At 39.4% G+C, this 25,172-nt stretch carries 25 protein-coding genes; 5 read left to right on the forward strand and 20 right to left on the reverse strand.

Translation table 11 applies throughout. The features are described 5' to 3' along the window. Positions 1 to 57: 57 nt before the first annotated feature. Complete coding sequence (locus tag JWP71_RS15290) at positions 58 to 1,077, reverse strand: hypothetical protein (RefSeq protein WP_299501700.1); 1,020 nt, start codon at positions 1,075 to 1,077, stop codon at positions 58 to 60. 59 nt (positions 1,078 to 1,136) lie between these two features. Further along, the gene (locus JWP71_RS15295; protein WP_299501702.1) at positions 1,137 to 1,748 is read right to left on the reverse strand and encodes a SprT-like domain-containing protein; all 612 of its coding nucleotides are present in this window, start codon (positions 1,746 to 1,748) and stop codon (positions 1,137 to 1,139) included. A 179-nt stretch (positions 1,749 to 1,927) separates the two neighbouring features. Here JWP71_RS15295 and JWP71_RS15300 point away from each other — a divergent pair, with 179 nt between their 5' ends. Further along, the gene (locus JWP71_RS15300) at positions 1,928 to 2,908 is read left to right on the forward strand and encodes an acyltransferase (protein ID WP_299501748.1); all 981 of its coding nucleotides are present in this window, start codon (positions 1,928 to 1,930) and stop codon (positions 2,906 to 2,908) included. An 18-nt stretch (positions 2,909 to 2,926) separates the two neighbouring features. Here the strand turns inward: JWP71_RS15300 and feoB are convergent, their stop codons facing one another. Continuing rightward, positions 2,927 to 5,038 (reverse strand): ferrous iron transport protein B, encoded by a 2,112-nt coding sequence (gene feoB / locus JWP71_RS15305; RefSeq protein WP_299501703.1) that lies wholly within the window; start codon positions 5,036 to 5,038, stop codon positions 2,927 to 2,929. Positions 5,039 to 5,051: 13 nt separating this feature from the next. Further along, positions 5,052 to 5,267 carry a FeoA family protein gene (locus JWP71_RS15310; RefSeq protein ID WP_299501705.1) on the reverse strand — a complete coding sequence of 72 codons (216 nt, stop codon included), beginning with the start codon at positions 5,265 to 5,267 and terminating at the stop codon, positions 5,052 to 5,054. Positions 5,268 to 5,617: 350 nt separating this feature from the next. Between JWP71_RS15310 and JWP71_RS15315 the strand changes: the two genes are divergently transcribed. Then, positions 5,618 to 7,096, forward strand: coding sequence for a tetratricopeptide repeat protein (locus JWP71_RS15315; RefSeq protein ID WP_299501707.1), 1,479 nt, complete (start codon positions 5,618 to 5,620; stop codon positions 7,094 to 7,096). Here the strand turns inward: JWP71_RS15315 and JWP71_RS15320 are convergent. Genes JWP71_RS15320 through JWP71_RS15350 form a run of 7 tightly spaced genes read right to left on the reverse strand, consistent with a single transcriptional unit; the run spans position 7,093 to position 11,910 of the window. Next, positions 7,093 to 7,755: a glycerol acyltransferase gene (locus tag JWP71_RS15320; RefSeq protein ID WP_299501709.1), complete on the reverse strand. Its 663-nt coding sequence runs from the start codon at positions 7,753 to 7,755 to the stop codon at positions 7,093 to 7,095. The genes JWP71_RS15315 and JWP71_RS15320 overlap by 4 nt on opposite strands. Before the next feature lie 54 nt (positions 7,756 to 7,809). Next, complete coding sequence (locus JWP71_RS15325; protein ID WP_299501711.1) at positions 7,810 to 8,211, reverse strand: 4'-phosphopantetheinyl transferase superfamily protein; 402 nt, start codon at positions 8,209 to 8,211, stop codon at positions 7,810 to 7,812. Beyond that, complete coding sequence (locus JWP71_RS15330; protein WP_299501714.1) at positions 8,201 to 9,013, reverse strand: SDR family oxidoreductase; 813 nt, start codon at positions 9,011 to 9,013, stop codon at positions 8,201 to 8,203. Before JWP71_RS15330 ends, JWP71_RS15325 begins: the two co-directional genes overlap by 11 nt. After that, positions 9,010 to 10,362 (reverse strand): beta-ketoacyl synthase N-terminal-like domain-containing protein, encoded by a 1,353-nt coding sequence (locus tag JWP71_RS15335; RefSeq protein ID WP_299501716.1) that lies wholly within the window; start codon positions 10,360 to 10,362, stop codon positions 9,010 to 9,012. Before JWP71_RS15335 ends, JWP71_RS15330 begins: the two co-directional genes overlap by 4 nt. After that, positions 10,362 to 10,622, reverse strand: a complete 261-nt coding sequence (locus JWP71_RS15340) for an acyl carrier protein (RefSeq protein WP_299501718.1) — start codon at positions 10,620 to 10,622, stop codon at positions 10,362 to 10,364. Before JWP71_RS15340 ends, JWP71_RS15335 begins: the two co-directional genes overlap by 1 nt. A 4-nt stretch (positions 10,623 to 10,626) precedes the next feature. Continuing rightward, complete coding sequence (locus JWP71_RS15345) at positions 10,627 to 11,172, reverse strand: hypothetical protein (protein ID WP_299501720.1); 546 nt, start codon at positions 11,170 to 11,172, stop codon at positions 10,627 to 10,629. An 18-nt stretch (positions 11,173 to 11,190) separates the two neighbouring features. After that, the gene (locus JWP71_RS15350; RefSeq protein WP_299501722.1) at positions 11,191 to 11,910 is read right to left on the reverse strand and encodes an SDR family oxidoreductase; all 720 of its coding nucleotides are present in this window, start codon (positions 11,908 to 11,910) and stop codon (positions 11,191 to 11,193) included. A gap of 186 nt (positions 11,911 to 12,096) precedes the next feature. On the opposite strand from JWP71_RS15350, the gene JWP71_RS15355 reads away from it, so the two are divergent. Continuing rightward, entirely contained in the window at positions 12,097 to 12,549 is a 453-nt protein-coding gene (locus JWP71_RS15355) for a 3-oxoacyl-ACP synthase (RefSeq protein ID WP_299501724.1), read from the forward strand. A gap of 17 nt (positions 12,550 to 12,566) precedes the next feature. Here the strand turns inward: JWP71_RS15355 and JWP71_RS15360 are convergent, their stop codons facing one another. From JWP71_RS15360 to cas13b, 3 genes are all read right to left on the reverse strand, one after another. Further along, positions 12,567 to 13,580 (reverse strand): dipeptide epimerase, encoded by a 1,014-nt coding sequence (locus JWP71_RS15360; RefSeq protein WP_299501726.1) that lies wholly within the window; start codon positions 13,578 to 13,580, stop codon positions 12,567 to 12,569. 374 nt (positions 13,581 to 13,954) lie between these two features. After that, complete coding sequence (locus tag JWP71_RS15365) at positions 13,955 to 14,806, reverse strand: type II CAAX endopeptidase family protein (RefSeq protein WP_299501728.1); 852 nt, start codon at positions 14,804 to 14,806, stop codon at positions 13,955 to 13,957. Positions 14,807 to 14,996: 190 nt separating this feature from the next. After that, the gene (cas13b, locus tag JWP71_RS15370) at positions 14,997 to 18,119 is read right to left on the reverse strand and encodes a type VI-B CRISPR-associated RNA-guided ribonuclease Cas13b (protein ID WP_299501730.1); all 3,123 of its coding nucleotides are present in this window, start codon (positions 18,117 to 18,119) and stop codon (positions 14,997 to 14,999) included. A gap of 1,161 nt (positions 18,120 to 19,280) precedes the next feature. Here cas13b and JWP71_RS15375 point away from each other — a divergent pair. Next, the gene (locus JWP71_RS15375) at positions 19,281 to 20,270 is read left to right on the forward strand and encodes a hypothetical protein (RefSeq protein ID WP_299501732.1); all 990 of its coding nucleotides are present in this window, start codon (positions 19,281 to 19,283) and stop codon (positions 20,268 to 20,270) included. Here the strand turns inward: JWP71_RS15375 and JWP71_RS15380 are convergent. From JWP71_RS15380 to JWP71_RS15390, 3 genes are all read right to left on the reverse strand, one after another. After that, the gene (locus JWP71_RS15380) at positions 20,239 to 20,868 is read right to left on the reverse strand and encodes a rhomboid family intramembrane serine protease (protein ID WP_299501733.1); all 630 of its coding nucleotides are present in this window, start codon (positions 20,866 to 20,868) and stop codon (positions 20,239 to 20,241) included. The two genes, JWP71_RS15375 and JWP71_RS15380, sit on opposite strands and share 32 nt — an antisense overlap. A gap of 178 nt (positions 20,869 to 21,046) precedes the next feature. After that, the gene (locus JWP71_RS15385; RefSeq protein ID WP_299501735.1) at positions 21,047 to 21,406 is read right to left on the reverse strand and encodes an MmcQ/YjbR family DNA-binding protein; all 360 of its coding nucleotides are present in this window, start codon (positions 21,404 to 21,406) and stop codon (positions 21,047 to 21,049) included. Positions 21,407 to 21,408: 2 nt separating this feature from the next. Beyond that, positions 21,409 to 22,110, reverse strand: a complete 702-nt coding sequence (locus JWP71_RS15390; RefSeq protein ID WP_299501737.1) for a hypothetical protein — start codon at positions 22,108 to 22,110, stop codon at positions 21,409 to 21,411. Between the two features lie 116 nt (positions 22,111 to 22,226). Here JWP71_RS15390 and pepT point away from each other — a divergent pair, with 116 nt between their 5' ends. Next, positions 22,227 to 23,480 carry a peptidase T gene (pepT, locus tag JWP71_RS15395; RefSeq protein ID WP_299501739.1) on the forward strand — a complete coding sequence of 418 codons (1,254 nt, stop codon included), beginning with the start codon at positions 22,227 to 22,229 and terminating at the stop codon, positions 23,478 to 23,480. A 9-nt stretch (positions 23,481 to 23,489) separates the two neighbouring features. Here the strand turns inward: pepT and JWP71_RS15400 are convergent, their stop codons facing one another. From JWP71_RS15400 to JWP71_RS15410, 3 genes are all read right to left on the reverse strand, one after another. Beyond that, the gene (locus tag JWP71_RS15400; RefSeq protein WP_299501742.1) at positions 23,490 to 24,074 is read right to left on the reverse strand and encodes a hypothetical protein; all 585 of its coding nucleotides are present in this window, start codon (positions 24,072 to 24,074) and stop codon (positions 23,490 to 23,492) included. An 85-nt stretch (positions 24,075 to 24,159) separates the two neighbouring features. Continuing rightward, positions 24,160 to 24,663 (reverse strand): shikimate kinase, encoded by a 504-nt coding sequence (locus JWP71_RS15405; protein WP_299501744.1) that lies wholly within the window; start codon positions 24,661 to 24,663, stop codon positions 24,160 to 24,162. Then, on the reverse strand, positions 24,660 to 25,172 hold a 513-nt coding region (locus tag JWP71_RS15410), incomplete at its 5' end, for an ABC transporter permease (RefSeq protein WP_299501746.1). The genes JWP71_RS15410 and JWP71_RS15405, both read right to left, overlap by 4 nt.

Below are 25,172 nucleotides of genomic sequence, written 5' to 3' on the forward strand. Positions count from 1 at the left end.
TTGCTGGAGTTACTTAGCAAAACTAATCTTTCGGTCGCTATTGCTTAAAAAATTTCATTATTGCTTCGTAATTTTCCTAACTCTTTTATTATTGCCTTCTACCACATATATATTGCCCGAAGCATCAATTGTTAGTGCGCCAATGTCGGCAAATTGGGCACTTGACGCAGCGCCGTCTTTATAGCCAGCGACACCTGTTCCGGCAAGAGTTGTTGTTACTCCAGCCGGGTTGATTTTTCTTATTCTACCATTATCAAAAACATATAGATTTCCGGCAGGGTCTATCGTTATATCACGTAAGCCGCCAAAAACTGCATTTGTTCCGGTTCCATCCGCAAAGCCAGAAGTTAGCGCATCTATTGAACCTGCAAAGACAGAAGTTACTCCCGATGGGGTAATTTTGATAATTTTAAACCCATTAGCAACATATATATTGCCCGCGACATCAGCTGCTATTCTATCGTAATAACCGTTATTGATTAGGGTAGAAACAAGGCCAGAAGGCGTAATTTTTCTAATACTACCAGCGTCGGTAACATACAAGTTTCCCGATGCGTCAATAGTTATATATCGTGGTGCGAAAAAAGATGCTGTCGAAGCAGGGCCATCTACGGTAGCTTTTGTACCGTTACCGGCAAAAGTACTTACTACTCCGGCAGGAGTGATTTTCCTTATTCGGTAATTGCCATTATCGCATACATATAAATTACCAGAGGCATCGGAAACGATCCCCTGGATACTATTAAAAGAAGCATTTGTGCCTGTTGCATCTACATATCCGAAGGTTGTACCACCGGCAAAAGTTGAAACTGTTCCGGCAGGCGTAACTTTTCTGATCTGTCCGTCTACAACATAAAGATTCCCGGATGGATCGGCTGTAATACTGGTAGGAAAATAAAAGCTGGCATTAACTCCTGTACCATCGGCGGGTGGAGCAGCACTATTCCCGCTGCCCGCAATAGTTGAAACAGTGTACGTAGTTGTTGTATTATCAGGCGCAGGCGTTGAGCCGCCTTTGCCGCAGCTTAATAAACAGGTGGTAATTATTGCTGCAAGCAGCAGGTTATATTTTTTCATAAGGATTAGGCATTGTTGGTTCTGTCAACAAATATAGAATAGTTTTGAAAATCAACAAACTAATCGTTAATCAGCTCAACTTCAGCCACCGGGCTAAACAAATAAATACGTTTGGTTTTAATCTCCACACATTTATACCGTTTGCGCAGTTTCTCTTCCTTGCGGAAAATACGGCCATCCTTTAATTTAAATACAGCATGCAGAGGTAGCTTCTCCACTGTATGTACATCTTCCTTGGGCGCATCATATTTGCGGAGGGAGCGATACAGTGTCAGATCAGAGCAACTGGATGCCGCCGGATTATTCAGATAGCTAACTATAGCGTGTTTAACATCCGCCGGAAAAACATCTTTTTCAAAAAATGGCTGCATCATTTTTTTGAAGTTGTTTTTCCATTCGGTGCCGTGGGGTTTTGCTTTTTGCTTGTGCTCGTTCCAGGTGTGCAGGTGCGCAAACTCATGCACGGTAGTTACCAAAAAAGCATAGGGGTTAAGATCGAAATTAACAGAGATACGGTGTCCTTTGCCATCAAAAGGCGCACGGTAATCGCCAAACTTGCTGCCGCGATTACGCGAAATTTTAAACTCGCACTTAAAATAATCTATCCAGCGGCCAATCAATGGTGCCGCGTCAGGCGGAAGATATTTTTCTAAAACTTTTACTTTATCCAATTCTTACCTCAACCCAAAGATAGTTTATTGAAAGGAAAGGTAAAAGCGGAAATGTGTAAGGTTTTTAAGCTAACCGTAACTACCCGGCTTAATGTGTCAGAGTCGTTATTATAACTGTCGAAAACTTTTATTATTTTCGGAGCCCGTGGTCATTAAACCAACATAAGAGATTATACGAAATTGATGCCTTAAGGGGAATAGCGGCAATTTCTGTTTGTTTATTTCATTTTAGTTTATTTGGTTACGGCTGTACTGGTGTAGATTTATTCTTCATAATCAGTGGGTTCGTTATATTCATGTCTCTTACGCATGTAAAAAGCATAAAGGACTTTTGGTTTTCAAGAATAATTCGTCTCTACCCCTCTTATTGGCTTTCAATTATTATTGCTGTGGTTAGTATTAAGCTATTTAATGACCATCCACTTCCTCATAATCTTAAGTTCGTGATTGGAAACATTACCATGTTTCAGCCCTTATTTCATACTACTAATTTAGCAGACGTTTACTGGACGTTATATGTTGAAATGTCGTTTTATATAATAATATTTTTGCTATGGCTTTTTAACTTGTTTAAAAATATTGAATTATTAATTTTAATCGGCTTGGTCATTACTGCAACCATTAATGGGGTTTATTTAATTACTGGTAATGAGTATGCCCAGTACACCAAGTTCTTTGTTATAACCAGGTCAATAATGCCATTACTTAGCCATTTTCAATTCTTTGCTGCAGGTATAATTTTCTACATATGCTACACAAAGGGTTTTAATTCATATCGTGTGGCATTATTAATACTTACTATTTGTGAAGCAGCTGTAGCTCATAGCAACAGTGTTATGATCAATAGCTATTTAACTATTTATGAACACGTTATGTGTAATATAATATTTTATATGGTTTTTGCATTGATAATTAGCAACAAGCTAAGTTTTTTAAAAGCGAAAATTTTAATTGCTTTTGGTAATGCTTCGTACCCTATATATTTAATTCATCAATCTTTTGGGGTGAGTCTTAAAGCCTATTTGAACCATATTACGGGCGAAATTAATTCAACCATAATAGCAATTTCCTGTACGTTATTATTGTCTTTTTTAATAACTTATTTTTATGATATTCCAATAAGGCATTGGCTAAGACATAAATATTTAGGTAAGACTTAATTTGGCTTCAGTAAGTTTTTATCTTAAAAGATGGTACGCCACAAAACTCGCCGCATAAGCCAATACTGTCATGTAAGCAAACTGTATAGCTGGCCAGCGCCAGCTTTTGGTTTCGCGGTAAACTACGGCTATAGTGCTGGCGCACTGCATGGCAAAGGCATAAAACATCATCAATGAAAACGCCACGGCGAAAGTAAATACGGGCTGCCCGGTTTGGGTGTTTTTGGCCTGATGCATTTTCTGTTGTACAGATTGCATATTGTCGGCATTGCCGTTTACGCTGTAAATGGTGGCCATAGTGCCTACAAATACCTCGCGTGCTGCAAATGATGTAATGAGGGCGATGCCTATCTTCCAATCGAAACCTAACGGACGGATAACCGGCTCAATAACATGACCAAATACGCCAGCATACGAGTTTTCCAATTTTTCGGATGCGATATCTTTTTGCAGCTGATCTGCATTTACTGTTTTGTATTGTGATTGTTGATATTTCTGATCTATCTTTTCGAAACGGTTGCCCGGCCCGTAGGATGCCATCACCCATAATACGATGGATACCGCTATAATAACGCTACCCGCGTTCAAAACAAACGATTTACAACGCTCATACACAGCGTACGCTACATTGTTCCACCGCGGCAAGCGGTAAACGGGTAGCTCCATTATAAAGTAACCCCGCTCGCGACTCTTTAAAATAAACTTAAATACCCACGCAACCACCACTGCTGATACCAGGCTGAATACATACATGCCGGTTAAAGCTAATCCCTGTAAATTAAAAAACCACCAAACGTTTTTATTAGGTACAACCAGCGCTATCAATAAAGTATAAACCGGTAGCCGTGCAGAGCAGGTTACCAATGGCGTAACCATAATGGTTATCATGCGGTCCTTCCAGTTCTCAATAGTGCGGGTACTCATGATAGATGGTACCGCGCAGGCAAAACCACCTATTAATGGTACTACCGATTTGCCGTTTAAGCCAACCTTCCGCATCAGCTTATCCATCATGAAAGTAACCCGCGACATATAGCCGGTATCTTCCAGTATAGATATAAAGGCGAACAGTATAGCTATCTGCGGAATAAAAACTATTACACCACTTAAGCCGGCAATAATACCATCAACCAATAAACTGGTTAGCGGGCCGGTTGGCAGTACATGATGCAGTGTGTTTTGCACCCATACAAACGCATCGGCTATTAATTCCATTGGGTAAACCGCCCACGAAAATATAGCCTGAAACATAAACATCAGTATGGCAAAAAACAAAACAAAGCCAAATATTTTATGTGTAAGTACCTTATCTATTTTGTTGCTTGTTGTTTCGTCGCCGGCGGTATCGGGTTTTTTAACCGTATCATATAGCAGGTCATTAATAAAATTATAGCGGGCAATGGTTTCTGCTCCCTGTGCTTTTTGCGAGTGGAACGAATGTTCCTTTTCCAGCTCCTCAATACGGTCTGATTGTTTAGCTGATAGAAATTTTAAAGTTTCGTGCTGGTGCGCAAGCTGTAAAGCAAAGTAAGGATTATCAAGATCCAGCTCGTTACTTATACTTTCAATTAATTGCGGGGCTATGGATCTTACATCTATGCTATCTTCCTGAAGCGCTATTTTATTAGCGTAAGATATAGCTGTTTTAAGTTGCTCAATGCCCTCTGCTTTTCTTGCTGATATAGGCACAACGGGTACGCCCAGGTTCTTCGAAAACAAGCTCACATCAATGATGGTTCCTGCTTTTTTGGCAAGGTCCATCATGTTAAGCGCTACAATAACCGGTATTTTCAGATCGGCAACCTGGCTATATAGCAGTAAATTTCTTTTAAGGTTTGTTGCGTCAAGAATGATTATGACTAAATCCGGACTTAGTGGGTTTGCCCTGTCGGCTAATACAGAGAATACGATTGATTCGTCCTGGCTTTTTGGATAGAGGCTATAGGTGCCGGGCAGGTCAACAATTTCGGCTACACGGCCATCCGGCAATTTGCTGTATCCAACTTTTTTATCAACAGTAACTCCCGGAAAATTTCCTATTTTTTGATTTAAACCGGTTAATACATTAAAGAGAGTTGATTTACCGGTGTTTGGATTTCCTACAAGTGCAACTCTTATATCAGCTTTCAACGTAATTAAAAAACTAATGTAAAATTATTGTTGAGGCTTCGCGTTTCCGCAAGCTCAACTGGTACCCGGATACATTAATGGCAATTGGGTCGCCCATTGGGGCAATGCGGTCAACCCTTATCTCTTCGCCGGGTAAGCACCCCATTTCCATTAATTTAATTGACATTTCAAGATCAGTAAACTCTTTTACAATACCTTTTTCTCCTACTTCAAGTTGCGAAAGCCTCATATTTATGCGTTAACTGAACAAATGTATTGCTTATTTAAATTAAATCCAAATAAGAACGGGCAATTTTTACACTATAAAAACCTATCGTCATATTTTTATCATTATTATTAAAAATTTATAGGCGCAGGCAACTATTAGGGCATAAGTTACGTTATTGTGTATGTAGGCGCAAGCTTACAATGTGATAAGGTTTAGGTTGAAAGCCCCCAAGCAGCGAGTGTGCGGGGGCTTTTATTTTGCAGCGTACTTTGTTTTTTAAAAACGGAACAATAGTTGTTTTACAAACCTTACTAAAAAACTATCTATCTTCGTCAAAAAACCGTTTGTAATATTTATAGTCCCTAATATTAATGTTTTATAAACTTTCTTTTTCAATTTTATTTATATCTGCTTACAGTTTAACCGCAAATGCGAATTTCAATTTTAATGGTCGCTGTGTTGAGGCTTATAAGGATATATTTCACCTTAAATTAAATGATGCGAGATCAATTATAAGGGAAGAAAAAAAGCAAAGCCCGCAAAATGGGGTCCCTATTTTGCTGGATAATTATATTGACTACGTTAACCTGTTAATGTCTGACAATAAAGCGGATTATGAAAGGCTAAAAGATTATCAGTCTGACCGGATAGACGAGTTGGAAAACAATGATAAAAACTCACCTTATTTTCTTTACGCCCAAGCCGAGGTTTATTTGCAATGGGGAATAGTAAAGGCAAAGTTCGGCGATTATTTTTCATCATTCAGTGACCTAAAGAAAGCCCGCAGCCTGCTTAAAGAAAATACTGCAAAGTATCCGGATTTTCTGCCCGATCAAAAGGACGCCGCCATAATAGATGTTATTTTAGGAGCGCTGCCATCAAATTTAAAAAGTATTACAAAATTATTGGGGATGAGTGGAAATGTCCAATCTGGCATATCCCGGCTTGAAAAGCTCAGAGCGGAGATCGGCACTACTAAATTCACCCATTATAAAGATGAATTAACCTTTTCTTTATGTTATATGCATTTAGATGTTTTGCACACCACTCATAATTACGATCGGCTTATGTTGTATGTGAAAGACATGGATAATAGTACTTTAAGGGACTATTTAAGCGGTTATGTAGCTGCAAAAAACGGCTATAATGATGAAGCGATAGAATGCTTTATGCGCATTCAAATTCCACCACAGCAATTTGCTTTACCTACGGCAACCTATATGTTAGGGTACGCTAAATTATGCCGGAGAGACAGCGATGCCAATCTTTATTTACTCCGTTATATAAAAGAGTATAAAGGCTCTAAATATATTAAAGACGCTTATCTTAAACTTGCCTACTATTATCTTTTAGACAGCGACGTGTCAAAATACAATTACTATTTAAATATGGTGCGTAACAACGGCTATTTGACCGATGAAAAAGACAAGCAAGCACTAAGAGAGGCAAATGATTCTCCGCCAGATGCCGATTTGTTAAAAGCCCGGTTATATTATGATGGCGGTTATTACAACAAAGCGTTAGCACAATTAAAAAACAAACAATTAAACGATTTTAAACTATTACGCGACCGGGTGGAATATATTTATCGGCTTGGCAGGGTATATGAAAAAACGGCGAAGTTGAATGAAGCTATAGCCAGCTATCAAAAGGCCATAAGCCTTGGCAAAGCAATGCCTTATTATTATGCCGCGAATGCAGCATTGGGGGCCGGACACATTTTTGAAGAAAAAAAAGATTATAATACAGCCGCCTATTATTACAACATGGCACTTGATATGAAGAACCATGAATATCAAAACAGCACAGAATACGAGGCAAAGCAAGGTTTAGAGCGCATTCATCATTAATAATATTTAATACGCTCATCTGTATAACGAATATTTGCAGCTATTGCCTTTTGATGATGCTGATTTACGTGTTCTTGTAACTGGTCAAAATCAAACGTGTGGTTTGTTCCGCAATCCAGCATATTAAAATAAACCGATGGCCGGAGGCTTTCAAAATACTCTGTCAAATTGCTGCTCCATATTAACTGAGTGTTTCCTTTGATGCGGGGAATGATTTCGGTAATGCCGTACTCGAAATAAATACGCCTGATATGGCAGCTTTCCAATTTAGCCTGGGGATAAAAAAGCAGCAGGTTACCCGGTTCCGACAAAATTTCAGCAGCGTAATCAAAACTTTCACTAATGGAAGCTTTGCCCGGATCTACTGAAAAACTACCAATGTACCGTAGCCATTTGTTTTTTTCCATTTGTTTTTTTAACGACATGATATAAAGGCGCTTCATCCCTTCTTTTTTCCATAGCACTTTGTTGCATAAATACATTGCCAGGAAACCATCCAAAAAACTAAAATGGTTGCACATTAAAAGGTACGAAAGCCCGGGTTTTATGGGCACATCATTTATAATCAGCCTATTAAACCGCCTTTTAAAAACCAGTTCGATCAAAGCCGCTGCAATCTTAAAAAAAAATGGCGACATGGGCTTCGATTTAATTATCATGGTAATAAATGTTAATATGGAAACAAAAATAATGCATGGCCACTTGTTTTAATTTTAGCAAGACTGTTTAATAAGAGCAATGGCCCAAACATAGTCGCCATCATGCGATATGGTTACGCTAATATCGTATTTTCCGGGATACTGGTGCATAATAACATGGGGCCGCCCTGCTGTTTTTTCTCTAATTATTTCAATTTTTTTCCAGGCTAAACCAGCATTACTTATTTGCTTAACTGCTTTATAAACCGCCTCTTTGGCCGCCCAGGTAGATGCGTAGCGTAGTAACGAATTATCAAATAAATCGCAATAGGTCATTTCGGCGGGGGTATAAACCTTATGCTTAAACACATCGGTTAAAGAGAGTTGAAAAACGGGCATAAAAACCAGATCGTTGCCCACTGCAAATTTATCATCGATCCTGCATTCGCTAAGGGTTTTTAAAATTTCATTCTCCATCTATCCCAATACCCATAATATTAAACCCGCCATCTACAAAATGAATATTGCCGGTTACTTTTTTTGAAAGATCAGAAAAATAGTAAAGCGCTGTATTGCCTACGTCGCCGGCATCTATGTTACCTAAAGGAGCGGTTAATTTACCCATCTTGCGCAGCTTACGAACCCCATTTATCCCCCCTGCAGAGGTAGTCATTACCAAACCGGCAGAAATAGCATTAACCCTTACTTGTTTGTTCCTAAAATAATCGGCCAGGTACAAAACAATATTCTCCAGCGCGGCTTTGTTAATGGACATGCCGGCATAACCCGGAAATACCCTTTGCGAAGCATTATAGGTAAGTGTTAATATCGAAGCATTTTTTGCCAGGAAACTCTCGGCAACCCGCGCTATTCTAAGCAACGAATAAGCGCTTATATTAAAGGAATCCATCAGATCCTCAAAGGGAATATCCAAATACGAGGGGGCCGGTTCGGTACTGCCGGGTAGGCTATAACACATTACCGACTGGTTGCCAAAGGCCACTCCGTGTAATAAGTAATCAATAGGGCCCAGTTTATCATGAACAAACCGCACGAATGCTGTTATCTGCGCTTCATCCCTTACATCCACTTCGACGGCATACTGTTTATCCATACCCATCTTTTCCATCAGGTACAAAACATTCTCTTTGGTATCGGGTACATAACTCAAAGCAACCTTACACCCCGATTGATGTAGTTTTAGGGCAATATCATAAGCGATGGAACTATCATTCCTGACCCCAAATATTACCGCTACTTTATTTAGGTTATCGATCATAGTAGTTCCCTTGAAACAGAAATTGCACTATTGGTTCCGCCAAACCCATAATTAAGACAAACAATGCGGTTAATTTCTTTGGAGATAGTTTCCTGTAAAATCAGGTCGCGATAAGCTTCCAGCGGTTTTACCGGCCCCTTCCACCCAATCGTTTTTTGAATAGCCTCCAATTCGGGGTTAAGCGTTACAGCGTTTAAACAAGGCAAAACCTTTTGTTGCTGCAGCATCAGTAAGGCTGTAATAAACTCTACCGACCCCGCCGCGCCCAGCATATGGCCAAACTGCGATTTTGGGGCCGATATATGGTACCCCTTTTCGCCCATAACATCCACCACGCTTAACAATTCAATGGCATCACCTACCGGGGTTGATGTGCCATGCACTTTAACTACATCGGGTCTTAATTCAGAATTATCTAATAAGCCTTCCCATAGTTTTTTCTGCCCGGAAAATGAAGGAAAGAACATATTGCCATCACCATCCGAATTATTAAAATAATTATCAATTACGCCTAAAATATGGGCTCCTCTGGCCTTTGCCATCTCATATTCTTCTAAAGCTACAATACCGCACCCAAACGAACAAACAAAACCATTGCGGTTAACATCAAACGGGCGCGAACTTTCCAGCGGACTGAAACCCCGGCTTAATACCTGCATTGCATCAAAGCCGATAAATGTTTCTAACGATGTTCCTTCTACCCCACCAGCAATTGCACGGTCCTGAAGGCCATACCTGATTAGGCGGTAGGCATAGCCTATATTGCCCAGACCTGTTGCACATGCCGAGCCAATCGACTCGCAAACACCTTTGTTTTTTATTAAACAGGATACATTAGCGGCATCGCGATAAACCATAGCGCGGTCAACCGTATGTGAGCCGGCTGCACGGGTTTTTTTTCCTAATTCAAAAAAATTATGCCAGGCCGATCTTAATATTACATGCCCCGCCCCGCCCGAGCCTATAACTACACCCGTTTGCCCGGATTGTGTTTCCGCCTCTGTCCATCCGGCCATTTTAATAGCATCCAACGAGCCCAGCATTGACCATATACTGCCAACATCAGCAGTTGATAAATTGGCATCAGGTATTCTTTTCAGTTTATCTATATAGGTTTCGGGATAATTTTCGGCCAGTGTGGAGTATATAGGTTCCAAACCCATTTCGGCCTCTGTAATATAACCAGATACAGTCGACCGTATATTTTTACCATGCGCGGCGGCTTCGCCCCATTCTCTAACCAGGCTTTTTCCCGAAAATAGCTTATCGCTAAATTCGGCAAGGTTGGCACAATCCGGGAAAGCCCCGCCCATGCCTACAACAGCTACCCTTCTGCCGGCTATTTGCATTATTCGCGTTCTTTCACTGTTAATATTAAATCAACTATATCCTTTACTTTCGAGCCGAGGTTATCAATATCATCATCGTCAAATTCCACGTCGAACTTCTGTTCGGCTTTGGCAGCAATGTTTATCATTTCGGTTGATGGTGTATTTAAATCAGCTATAAAATCTGTTTCTTCTGTCACCTTATTTAACTTTTGGGGATCAATGGTTCTTACAGTTTTTAAAATTTCAACCAATCCATCAATTATTTCTTGTCTTTCCATTTATTTATTTAAAATTATTTGTTCTGATCGCTCTTCCGGTAATGTCGGTTAATTCGGCTATAAGTTTAAAGTCTTCGCTTAAGTCATAGCCCAATAGGCGCTCCTCATTAAAACCACTAAAATAGTCATCTAAATTTAAACTTGCGGGTACCTTATAAATTCGGCCGGTGCAAACCATTTGTCTGAACTTGTAGCTTTGTATGTTGCCTATGCTTATAAATATATCGCCCAATTCTAAATAGCTATAAAAATTAACCTGCCCAACACTTGTAAACACGGGCACAAAATTACGTTTCAGATCATCAAAACTACAGACCTGTTTTTGTGTTTCGATAAAAGCGCCGCAAGATACAATGGTTGATTGCGCGAACGCCTCTATTTGATCCACGCCCCTAAAAATACCAAAATGATCTTCTACATCCCGCTCCGTTGGCGAATAGCAAGCTACTATACCCGCATTGGGCGAATGCCATAGATAACGGGTGATCATCAATTTTGTTGGGCCATGTACCAATACATCTTCAGGCGGTATGCCTACCAGGTTATCCATGTTATAAAATTGATTCTTTTAAATTAAACCGCCATTAATATGCAGGTTGGTTCCATTGATATAAGCTGCTTTATCTGACAATAAAAAGGCTATTGTTTCGGCAATTTCATCAGCTTTTCCAAACCGGTGCGCCGGTATCATTTTAAGGTATTTTTCCTTTTCGGCTTCCGGAATAGCCGTAGTCATGTCTGTTTCAATAAAACCGGGCGAAACGCTTAAAACCCTTATGGTATGCTCATGGTTAAGCGCGGCAACCTCCTGGGCCAACGACCTGGAAAACGCTACTAAACCTGCCTTAGTAGCCGAATACACCGCCTGGAACGCGTTACCGGTTTCGCCAACAACCGAACTCATATTAATTATTACACCTGTTTTATTTAATCCGAAAATTTTCATCGCAGTTTTACAGATCATAATGGGCGCCTTTAAATTTATATTCAGCATCCGGGTAATTTCCTGCTCGGGCTGGTAGATTAATGATTTATCAAACGTTACCCCGGCATTGTTCACTACGGCATACAAGGTATCGCCATGTTCTTTTTTTAGTTGTTTGCAAAAAGCTGCCAGTTGGTCGGGGTGTGAAAAATCTGCACATAAAATCTGGCTGCCCGGTTCAATAGAAGTAAAGCTTTCCGGACTGGAGGCATGAAGAATTAAAGAATATTCTGCTGATAATTTTTTGGATATTGCCAGTCCCAGCCCCCTGCTTGCTCCGGTTATCAATACCTTTTTCTTCATGGAATGTGGCCTGGGTTTAAATAAAATGCTAATAGCAAACTTAACATTTTTGTTTAAAAAGGAGTATTTTATATTAACGATGATGTAAATAAAGTATAGTACCGGGTAATATTTAACCTTTGAATAACTAAAATTAGCCCGTAGGTGTTTAAAACTTATATTTACCGCCAGTATAAAATACCATTAATGAGTAGTTTAAAAGAAGCGTTATATAAACAATGCCTTGATTATGTGCAACAGCGTATGCAAGCCGCCGAACAGGGAATTAAAGAGGCGCAAAAAGCGGCAAGCGATGATACCAAAAGCAGCGCCGGCGATAAATACGAAACCGGCCGGGAAATGATGCAGCAGGAAACCAACCGTAATATGGCCCAGTTAAATGAAGCTAATAAATTAAAGGTGGCGCTAACACTGGTTAATACCACTGCAGAATTTAAACAGGTAGAAACCGGCAGTGTGGTTATTACCAATAATGGCAATTTTTACTTAGCCATAAGTGCAGGTACGCTTACTGTTAATGGCGAAAACTATTTTGCCATTTCGCCGGCATCGCCTATCGCGTTAAAAATGAAAGGGCTAAAGGTTGGGGATAAGTTTAGCTTGAATGGGAAGACCTATGCACTAATTGACACGAATTAAAATTCGTGCAATTAGTGTTAATATAATTTAATTCCTAATCCCGGCTCATTACCCAATATATACTTGCCCTCCACCAAATCAGGTGTTTTAAACGGGTTGTTGCTAATCAGGAATGGTCCGTCAATATCGGCCCAGTCGCATTGCGGGGCCAGGGCGGTGGCGGCCAGGGTGGCGCAGCTGGTTTCGCTCATGCAGCCCATCAATACTTTTAGGCCCAGCTCTTTTGCTTTTATTATCATCTGATGCGCCTCATGCATCCCGGCAGCTTTCATCAGCTTTACGTTAATGCCATGATATACGCCTTTTGCTTTCTCCACATCAGGTAAGCGCTGTACAGCCTCATCGCCAATAATAGGTATGGGGCTGTTTTCGGTTAGCCAGGCGTTGCCATCTATATCTGCTTTTAGCATGGGTTGCTCAATTAGTACCACACCTTGTGCTTGTAGCCAGTAAATCATGTCGAGGCTTTGCGCGCGGTCTGTCCAGCCCTGGTTGGCATCTACGTAAATGGGTACATCAGTTACCGAGCGGATAATGTTTATCAGTTGCTGATCACTATCCCGGCCCAACTTTACTTTTATCACTTTAAAACCCTGGGCTTCTTTTACTTTTTTCAGGAAGACTTCGGGCGTATCTATGCCAATGGTAAAACTGGTTACCGGCATTAACGCGGGGTTGCTGCCGGCCAGTTGCCAGCAGGGTTTGTTTAATAGCTTTCCTTCAAGATCATGCAGGGCAATATCAAGGGCGGCTTTTATGGCAGGGTTGCCCGGCGCAATACTATCCAGGTAATTAATTATCGCCTCAAAATTAAAGGGAAATTTAACCTCATCTATATTTACTTTGCGTAAAAATGTGGCGGCGCTTTCATGGCTCTCGCCCATGTAGGGCACCATTGAAGCCTCGCCATAACCCGTTTGGCCGTCATGCTCAACCTGTACCAGCATTAGCGGGGTTGATGTGCGCGAAAACCTGGCTATGGTAAACGGGTGCTTTAATTCCAGTTCGAAAGGTTGATAAGTCAGCTTCATTATAAGTTCAAAGCTAAATTATTCTTTTTAAAATGATGGCTGTTGGCGAGGTAATAATTGTGTTGTATAGGCCATGGCATTAAGCTAAGAGAACCCCATCGGGGTTCAAGATCGGTAGCAAAATAAATACCAAAGAAATGCCGTGTCTAACGGCCAATGTCATTAAGTTAAGAGGTTTGTCATCTCGAACATAGTGAGAGATCTATACACGGATAAGGCGCAGAACCTGTCTTGTATAGATTTCTCTCTCGTACCTCGTTCGAAATGACATTTTGTATTGGTAAATTCCCTTAACTTAATGACATTGACCTAACGGCACGCCGAATGATTTATAGGATAATTTCTACCGACCTTTTGCGCCTACGGCGCATTTTTTAAAATGATGACGCGGCGCGCCGATACTTTATCAATAAATAGAGAAAAGATGCCACAATTGCCGTCACCAATAAACTAACTACCATGCCCAGGTCGTAGTTTACGGGCCATTTGGCATCAAACACAGGTACAAACATTGCCCGGTTCGCTCCGTCGAGGCCCATAACCGCATGCAGCAATATGTTTGATGAAACATGGGTGCAAATGGCGGTCCACAAAGAGCCGGTTAAGATATAGGCGTAGCTAAACACAAACGAAAACGCAGCGGTGGTTATCACCATTTTTAAGCCGGTAATGTTAGGCCCCATAAAATACAGGTGGAACAAGCCAAATGGCAATGCCATAATAAAAACAGCAGTGCGCCACCCCATAAGCTGCGAAAGTATGACGAGCAAAAATCCCCTAAACAGAAACTCTTCTAAAGAGTTGCCCAAGCAATAAGAATAACTTTCTTTAAGTACATCAACACTATTTAAAGAGCCTGCAACAAAATGGTACGGAACAAAAGCATATAATAACGCCATCAGTAAAACTATTGTCACTATGCCTATAACCACACCTGTTATTGTATTTAAAAATGAGCGCCCCGACAATTGCAATCCTAAAATTTTTGAAGGGAGGCCGTTTTGTTTTAATAACCCTATGGTAACAGCAACAAATGCAAGTAATACTATTAAACTTATGGTTGTACGGGCAAAATAGGGGATCGGGTTTTGCGAATGGAAAGTTATTTCATTACCAATATTTAATACCGAAGCAATTATTGCCGCAACAATAAAAAAAATTATTGTGCGGGGCTTAAATACAAAATTTGGTTGTTTTGATAAGTAGTCTTTTTTTAGGTTTATCATACGGTTTAGGATAGCAGAAGTAATTTTAGTTAGAATACAATACGGCTGCTATGTTACAAATATATGCATCGCCCATTAAATGAATAATCAGAAACTCGATCGCCCGCCACGCCTTTGTTGGTGTTACCAACAAACGTAGCGTTAGCAAAATGCTGTCCTAATCCGAAATTATACCGGCCTTAGTGCCAAATTACAAAATAGTGGTACTTGTTGGTGATAACACTAACAAGGGCGGAGCGGGGGCAATTTCAAATTGATAGTATTGTTTTGCTATTTGTATAAACTTCTTTGCTACAGTCGTATTAAGTGAATCTGATTCTATTAATCCCTTAAACTTATTTGCATCTGGATATTCATTATGCGAAAACTTATTCCTAATATCTCTTATTAACTCTTTTTTATTACTGGAAGGCTCATTCTGAAAGAAAGCGGTCAACACTTTTTCATGATCAACATAATTAATCTCGGAATTTTCATATGTAATCTTATTTTCTGTTATAACTTTTTTCTCAAACTCCAATACAAGCCGATGAATTTCTATACGTGCTATTTCATAATCCTGTAGTTCTTTTTCAATTATTACTCTATCAATACTTTCTTCTTCAAAATAAGGTAACAACGATTGTAACCGGCGATCTTTTAAAAATCGACGAAAATCACCGTAATTTTTAAGTTTAATGCCTCTTTGTATTATGAATTTATTATACAAAGGAAGCCTTATCTCTATTGGTAGTGATAAAATGCCTTTTTCTGCATCAGGTAAAATATCAGATAACTTTAACTGATTAATTGCAAGCCCCTTAAATACGGATTGCTCGAGAGAAGGAAATAAATCTTGAATTATTAAAAATAAAACTATATCACAGCTTTTGGTATGTCTTATTTGCTTTTCGTTCTCACTATAATATCTATAATTTCTTTTAATGTTTTCAGAAGCCTCTATATCGACTCTTTGTTTTTTTACAATTTCTAATTTAATCTTTTCAGCCTCTGTTGATAACACAGATGTATCGAAGTATCGTTCTATCAGACTATCCCTGCTTTGTGGTTTTCGATTGTCATAGTATTTATTAAATACTGCATAAGTTCTTTTCCAATTATAGAAATCCTGTGTATCATCGTCAAGTACGTTTTTCAAGTATTCCTTAATTAGAAAAGCCGTATTTGTTCGCGAATTATCCGCTATGTCTTGCATTGTTTTATTTTCAGCTGAAAAAACCTTAAGAAGTTCTTCCATAAACAATCCTCGAGGCAGGTTTAATGGCATCTTTATAAATTTTCCCGCAAGCCCCTTATAATAATCATTACCTGCTCTTTTTTCTCGTTCGCCTAAATGCAGAAAGTGAAGCTCTTGGCTTCCGGTTTTCCCCTGCATGCATTTTTTGAGGCATTTTTCTAAATATGTGTTTCGTCTGACAAGATAATTTCGATAATAATCGATCAGGCTATCCGTAATAGGAAGTCCTTGTAAAAAAGGATGTGGATTATTTGATTGTATCAAATTACACTCCCTATAAATATCTTCGAGTAAATGTTTATCTCTGCCATAAAAAGCAAGTCTTGCTTGCAAAACCTGAAACAAAGTACCGGTTGCTTTTCCTTTTAACTTATTTATAGGCGGTTGGAAAAAAAGCATATCTTTTGCCAAAAATTGAGCTATTTTACCTGTTTGAATAGGCTTATAATATTTGCCCCCAGCCTTTTCTTTCGATTTTTCCAGATCAATATCTATCTTATCAAAAAGAAAGCTTGTTTCATTTTGCAACTTTATTAATCTGTTTTCTGCTTTTGCTGCTACTGGCGTTCCTGGGCTTTCATTTAGCAGATATTCAAGCAAGGGCTTAGGTATGTGGTTGCGATGTAAACCCCTTTGTCTTAATTCGGCCTCAAAGGTTTCAACAGCATCTGGAAGAAGTTTTGAATCCTTAATATCTTTAAAAAGAAGATGTATTGCTTTTCTATGATTAGATAATATTTGCAATACGCTTTTGTACTCCTTCCTTTTTTTTGTCAGCAAATGATAAAACATTATCGCTGGAAGCTCATAAATACTGAGCCACATTTGAGGTTCTGGACTACTTACCGGCGATAAAAGCGGTGGTATAAACCCATTATTTATCCATATTCCTATTTGATTATTGACTATGTGATAATGAGGTATTGTGTAAACAATATAAGGTTCCGCATACCCCTCAGATAATTGGTCGGTGTATTTAACCAATTGTTGCCATAAGGGTGGCATGTTTTCAAGGCCAAAGTCATTCAACCTACCAAATCCTTTCATATATTTATGAAGGCGGCGAAGCCGAATCTCGCTATCGACAGATTTTTCGTAAACTTTAAAATAATACTTACCTAAGTCGTAATAAAATTGCAATTCTTTCAAACTTCCAGTATGCTCAAAATATCGCAATGCTAAATGCGCGAATCTATCCTTGTTACGTTTCAAAATACTTTCCGGCTGCTCGTCCGTAGCATCAATGTCGTTAACAAACGTAAAACGCATTCTGTCATGTTCAGATAAATGAGAATAAAGTTCTTTAGGACACCGCTTTAATTCTTCCAAAACGTCCAATAAATACCCAACTTTAGTATCCTGGCTTTGTAATCTTGGTTGAGGTACACGTATATGATAAAAGCAATATGTTTCTAATGTGGCTTTGTTTTGTTTGCTGCTACTATTTTTAAATCCCCTAAGTTGTTTTAAAAACAGATATGCATGTTTTTTTTCAAGAAAGAGAGTAATAAAAAAGGCTATGCCCTTTGTTGTAAATTGACCCTCTTTGTTTACGAACGCATAAGGATAATTGTCTTTTTCAACGACAACTTTTTCACCATTAATTATTGTAATAGTTTTTCTTACGAGGTGTTTTACATCTTCTTCTTTTAGTGCAAAACGCTTTCGCACCTCCCTGCGTGAAGTATCGAAAAGAAATTGTAATTGCGCAATAACATTAGCATCTGTAGCATACGGTCGATGCAAATAGTGAGTATGAAAATTTCTTAATTCGTTTAGTTGCTTAATAAAACTAATTATCAGGCCAGCATAGTCAGAAGGAACCGGATCAATCCTCTTTGTTGATTTTGTAAATGGAAAATGATACTTGATCATTTCTTCGACCTTTAAAGACTCGTCTGGCTTTTTATTATTAGCTAAGAGTGTTATGACCGAACATTCCTGCATAGCATCTTCATTCATACCTCCGCCTTTGTTTGCTTTTTCTGCTATATGACTAAGCGCGATAAAACAATTGTTACGGGCCATATTAAGATAGGCAGCAAACAGCGGTTTGTAATCAGGGAAAGATTCCATAAGAAAGTAATAAGTTAAATAAAGATAGCGGATCTACTGCCAATAAAACATTAGAGTATCAAAAAAACACAACTAAATAAAAAGAAAATGCCCTGTTTTACAGGGCATTTAAAGAAATGTTGTTGTGCTTACCCTACAAAATTAGGGCTTCCACAACTACCCCACTAAGAGAAACTGTTTATTACTTGTTGTGCCTACTCTACAAAATTAGGGCTTCCACAACCTATTTTATTCATCAGCCGATTGAGCATTGGTTGTGCATACCCTACAAAATTAAGGCTTCCACAACCTTAAACAAAAGATTAATAGTATAGATTATGTTGTTGTGCATACCCTACAAAATTAGGGCTTCCACAACTTAACCCCCATTTTCAACACAAAAATTAACGTTGTGCATACCCTACAAAATTAAGGCTTCCACAACTCGCTTGGTGCTTTCGTTTACACGAACACGTTTTGCGTATCTCCAACAAAATTAAGCTTCCTTAACAAGAACCTAAGTATTATATAAAGTTAGTTGTACGTGCCTTGCAAAATAAAAGCTTCTACAACCGTGTACGAATGTCGGTTCGCGCCTCTTTGCTATAAATTTAGGTTTTAAATATAACTTTTACATAATTAGTGTAATCACTAATGCTATGTTTGTTTTTTAAAGCGCGAGATTCATGTTTTTGAACAACTCGGGTTTTTGTTACATGGGTTAAAAAATACCCTATTTGTGATTATCAGCATAAAAGCCCCCGGTGCAAGGTACTGTCATAAGCCAAAGCGCGGCGTACTTGTGCCTATACCACCATGCAAATATATAATGATGTTGCAAGTACCCTTACCCACTTGCCACCGCTACATATTTATGCCAGTAGCAATGGCGCGATTTTGTTTCAAAATCTTGTTACATCACTTCTAAAATTGGCAATTTGTAATTATTTGATTATCAGTGAAAAAGCCCAATACTATACTTAAAAATACTGACGAATAAGTTGTTACATTTTGTTACATCACTTTTTGGTAATATATTTGTTTTCAATTAGTTAAGTCGAAATCTTGTTACACTTGTTACATTTTGTTACACACTTTCGTGTAACAAGATTCGCTTTTGGTTGGGGGCCGAGTTAATAAACACGCTTTGCTTAACCTAAATCACATTACTATCTTTGTGGCATGCCAGCAAAAATATATTCGCCGTTTGATGCTTCAAACTTTAGTAACCGGAGCTGTTTCCTTACGGGCGAAACCCTAAGCAGCGAAGAGGAAAAGATACAGGTGTTTCCGCAATGGTTAATGAGCCTTTATAACCTGGAGGACCAGCCATTTAAATTGCTGGACGAAAGCATGGCTACCTACAAAGACATCAAGCTGCCCTGCTCGGCCACCGTTAACGAAACTTATTTAGAGCCCTTAGAAGCCGAAATTGGCGCTGCTGTTAACGGCGGTTACAACGCGGTTAAAGCGCTTGACGAGCTAAAGCTATTTCAATGGGCGGGCAAATTGTTGTACGGCATCATATTTAACGAGGTACAATCCGGCATTAAACTGCAACGCTCGCAAGGCGAAGAGTTTAATATTTCGCAATCTATCATTCATAAATTCAGCAACCTGCATTTAATGCTGCAAAGCATAAATCAGCCTATATTATTTGAAGATTTTAAACCGTTCAGCCTGTTTTTATTTAAGGTTAGCAATAACGAGCAGGAGTTTGGCTACCGCGACGAGATCAATACGCTTACATTTTCGTTACGCATAAAAGATTTTGGCCTGATAATTTGTTTTCAGGATAACGGCGCTAACCGCCACTATCACCGCGAAACATTAGCGAAAATAGGCGAACAAACCCTGCACCCCATACAGTTTGAAGAGTTTAGCGGACGGGTGTTTTACTCGGCCTACCTGTTTAACCGCTTGCCCGAATACAATATTCTACCTGTTGACGAAGAGGTTTACATTGAGGCCATGCCGCTACGCGGAATGAGCAGTAAACCCTTGTTTGACCATTGGCAAAACAAAATTTACGGACAGGTACTGGAAAGTTTCTGGAAAAACTGGGGTTTCCTGCTGTTAGAGATCATTAAAAATCCCGAAGAGCCCATGAGCTTTTTGTTTGATGCCGACGGTAATTTTGTTAGTGAAGAATTGATTGCACTCCCCCACTAACCTGGCGTAAAAATATCGGCATTATTGCAGGGTTCAAAATGATGGTAATAGCAATGCCACAAAGCGCGCCAAACAAATGCGCGTCATGGTTAATATTATCTTTTGAGTATCTGGAAGCGTAGCTGCAATAAATCATATAAAGCACACCAAACAAAATAGCCGGAATAGGTATTGGCAAAGGCATAATCATCATCCTTGTCATGGGCGAATACATGATATAGCTAAAAATTACCGCGCTAACCGCGCCGGATGCACCCAGGCTATTGTACCAAAAATCGTTTTTATGTTTAGCAACAGACGGCAAATCGCTTAAAATTAAACTTGCTATATATAATAAGCCAAATTGCCAGTGGCCAATATATACCTCTAACTGAAAAGCAAAGAAATAATAGGATAGCATGTTAAAGAACAGGTGCATCCAATCTTTATGTATAAGGCCGCTGGTAATTAGTGTATATACATTCTTTTTTCGGTACACACTGTAAGGGTGCAGCATCATTTTACCATACAGGTTGTCGTTAGAGAATGCTAATAGCGAAGTGGCAATAGTTATAGCAAATATGAATGATGCTACTGGCGCGAATGTTATGTATTCCATTTATTTTTTAAAGTCGGTTTAGTATCTGTCAATATCCAAATTGCGGCAAATATAGGTAATTGTAGTTGTGCGCTATTTGCCAATGCCTGATTTTTTTCATCCAGAATATAACGGTTAAATGGCTGGTTGGGTATACAACGTAATCGCCGGCATGAAATTTTTCATCAACCGGGAAGGATTACTCAGAAATGCCAATAATTTCGGTCTGAGTTTTTTTAGGGAGGCTTTGAAAGATCAGATCATAAGAATGGTCGATCATTTCAAGCAGTTGTTTACGGGTTAATGCGCCATTCATGAAAACGGTGTTCCACATTTTTTTATTCATGTGGTAGCCCGGCTGTACTTCTGTATAACGTTCGCGCAACTCAATGGCAAGTTCAGGGTCGCATTTTACGTTAAAACGATCTCCATCATCTAAACCCGTAATTAAAAAAATTTTACCGCCAACCTTAAATACAAGCGTTTCTTCACCAAAAGGAAATCCTTCGGTAGCGCCCGGCTTTTGCAGGCAATAATCGCGTAGGTCTTCAATATTCAATGTTAATTTATTTGTTTGGTATATGGCACTACGCCACCAAAATTAAACTTAAGGCCAACCACGATTTGACTGTATTGATCTTGCGAATTGTTTTTAAAATGGTTCGATGAGTCATCATAGCCATCTAGTCCTTCGCCCCAGGTAATGTTGTGTATATAGCCTATATTAATGCCTATAAATGGTTCATCATAAGTATTATATATTTTAAATTCATAGCCAAAACGGATGGGTACAATTAGGTTCATACTGCTGTTTTTACCCGGAAAAGTATAAGCGCCAATAGGATATCCATTTGCGACAAGGTTGGTACGCTGTATAAAGGCCATATTATTACTTATAAACCCAACACCTGTACCAACGTAAAAATCTTTTACAATTTTCATAAAAAAATTGCCCTCATAATCCAGGACCTCGCCTAACCCTAAATCGCCATGTAAAATAAACGCTTTATACTTATTATCGTATTGCCGCTTATCAGGATCTGTGATTATACTTCCACCCGAAAGCTCGCCCGTCTGAAATTCGACACCAATGGGCATATAGGGCGATAAATTATAGTAACCGGTAACATTGTATGTTTTACCCCTGTTTGATTCATTCAGATCAGCATAGGGTTTGTTATAACTGGCAAAAAAGCCAATACCATACCTGGAAAAGTTATAGCTGTCCTGTGCTTTTAAGGATAGGGCGGAAATAATTATCATAAAAAGCAGGCTGAATTTTTTCAAAACCAAATATTAATCAATATTTACAGATTATTACCGTTAATCATTAGATGCACCCCAACTAAATGTACCCCAACTTGTTACAAATATAAGATATGAACTTTGATTTAATATTAAACTTTACAGTTATCGATCGTTTTTTGCGCTATGTGTGCATAGACACACAATCTGACCCCAATTCAGACAGCTATCCGTCAACAGAAAAGCAAAAAAATCTTGGTAATTTGTTAGTAACCGAACTGCAGCAAATTGGGATTGAGGACGCTCATTTAGATGAATACGGATATGTATATGCAACTATTCCTGCTAATACTGATAAGCAGGGTATACCGGTAATTTGTTTTTGCTCGCATATGGATACCTCGCCTGACTGTAGCGGCAAAGGTGTAAAGCCAATAATTCATAAAAACTATCAGGGGGCCAATATTATTTTACCGGATGACCCATCGCAAATACTGCGAATTAGTGGGCACCCCGACCTTAAAAACCAAATTGGCAATGATATTATTACAGCCAGTGGTACCACCTTGTTAGGTGCCGATAATAAAGCCGGGGTGGCCGAGATAATGGATGCCTGTTACCAACTCATCAATCATCCTGAAATTAAGCACGGCACTATCAGGATATTGTTTACGCCTGATGAAGAAATTGGACGGGGGGTTGATAAGGTAGATATTAAAAAACTGGGTGCTTATGCCGGCTATACCATTGATGGCGAAAACGCCGGCAATATGGAAAACGAAACCTTCTCGGCAGACGGCGCCAGGCTAATTATTCATGGCATAAGTTCGCATCCGGGTTTTGCAAAAGGCAATATGGAAAGCGCCATAAAAATTGCCGGGCAAATTGTTGCCCGCCTGCCATATGAATTATCGCCCGAAGGAACAGATAATATGCAGGGCTTTGTACACCCGGTTGGTATAGAGGGGCATGTAGAACGGGCTACGGTTGATTTTATTATCCGTGATTTTGAAGATGCTAAACTGGAGGCACATGCAAATACTATTCGCAAAATTGCTGATGAGATTCTGAAAAACTTTCCTAACTCAAGCTATGAGCTGCTGGTTAAACCGCAATATCGTAACATGAAAAGCATGCTGAATAAACATCCGCAAATTGTTGAGTATGGCATGGAGGCTATTAAACGAGCCGGGTTAAATGCCCAATTATGCAGAATACGTGGGGGTACAGATGGTTCCAGATTATCATTTATGGGATTGCCGTGCCCTAATATTTTTGCAGGCGAACACGCTTTTCATGGTAAACAGGAATGGGTGTCTGTACAGGATATGCAAAAGGCCGTTGAAACCATATTGCATTTATGTATGGTGTGGGAAGAGCGGAGTTAATGTCCGGATCTACTCCTTTACCCCATCAACAATAAGCGAGGTATAACCCAATTTGCCGTCTTTATTTCGTGGATCATATCTGCGTGAGCGGTGTATCATGCCGCCTTCGGTGGTCCAATCGGTATAATGAAATTCACCGTTTTCATCCCAATACTCCAGCAGCTCAACTTTAAAGCCGGCCTTTTCCAGCCTGCTTTTCATCACGTCATAAGTATATAATATTTTATGGTCATCGGCTCCAACTCCGGTTCCGCCTACCCTTACCCATTCAATATATTCTTTATCCGGGTTGTTACCGTCTGGTACAGCTATTCTAAGTCGTCCGCCCTTTTGCAGATAATCATAACAATTTTGGTTTGACAGGCGGGTTTCTTCATCAGGGATATGTTCCCAAACATGCTCTGCCAAAATATTAGTTAGGCGGTTATCGCCAAACAGCCGGTGCCAGTCTGACGCTTTACTTGCATCAAGGGCATCATATTCAGAAAGTATCCATTCATGAGCAAGCTTAATTTTTGATGAGCCTATAGTTAGCTTCCTCTTTTTTAAAACATAAAAGTTAAACCAGATCTCTAATGATCCCTTTATTCTCATTAAAATATGTTTTATCATATACCCGGATATTTTGTTTTTAAGCGTAATTTATTGCAAAGCCAATTATAGGCATTTATTATCTTTTTTAAACGGAAAGGCTAACCTCTGCCAAAGCCTCAACAGACAGGTCTATGCCATTAACAATATGGGTAGCCTGCTCATAAAAAACTTCCCGCTCAGCTAATTTCTCAGTAATAAAGGCTATCAGTCCATCGCCATGTAAGCCATGTAATAACGGACGCGTTACTTTACCCTTATCTAATCTGTCTGCCAGTGTTTTGGGTGATAATTTAATATAAATGGTTTTGCCATTGGTATTCATCCATTCCATATTATCAAAAAAGCAGGGCAGCCCGCCGCCTGTTGATACTACCGCGTTTTCAGGATATGCTGTTTCTTTTAATATTTTTGATTCCAGCTCACGAAAAGCATCCTGCCCATGTGCGGTAAAATATTCGGCTATGGTCATGCCCGCCTTTTCTTCCAGCATATGGTCAAGGTCCATAAACTCATACCCCAGGTGTGCGGCCAGCTTGCGGCTCCAGGTGGTTTTGCCGCATCCCATAAATCCTATAAAAAAAAGTCTCATTGTAATTTCACTCTTGGGTCTATCCAAACATAAACAACATCTACCAAAATATTTATCACCACAAAAATAAAAGCGATAAATAAAATAGAGCCCATCACTACCGGGAAGTCCGACATTTCCAACGCGTTAACCGTTGTTTTGCCCAATCCATTGTAACCAAACACATACTCCACAAAAAAAGAGCCCGCCAGCAAAGATGCAAACCAGGTAGCAATAGCAGTTATAACCGGGTTAAGCGCGTTCTTTAATGCGTGGCGATATATGATCGTGTTATTATTTAATCCTTTAGCTTTAGCGGTGCGGATATAATCCTGGCCCAAAACATCCAGCATGGCATTGCGGGTAAGCTGCACAATAATAGCAAGCGGCCTAAACCCCAGGGTAACCATGGGTAATATTAAATTCTTCCAGGTTATTACCTCGCCTTTAAACGGATCATAGCTATATAAACTGCCGGACATATTAAGGCCCGTATACTTACTCAACACAAACCCAAATATCCAGGCAAT

Origin of the sequence: Mucilaginibacter sp., assembly GCF_028287845.1 — a bacterium.
In the GTDB taxonomy this organism is placed as follows: Bacteria; Bacteroidota; Bacteroidia; order Sphingobacteriales; family Sphingobacteriaceae; genus Mucilaginibacter.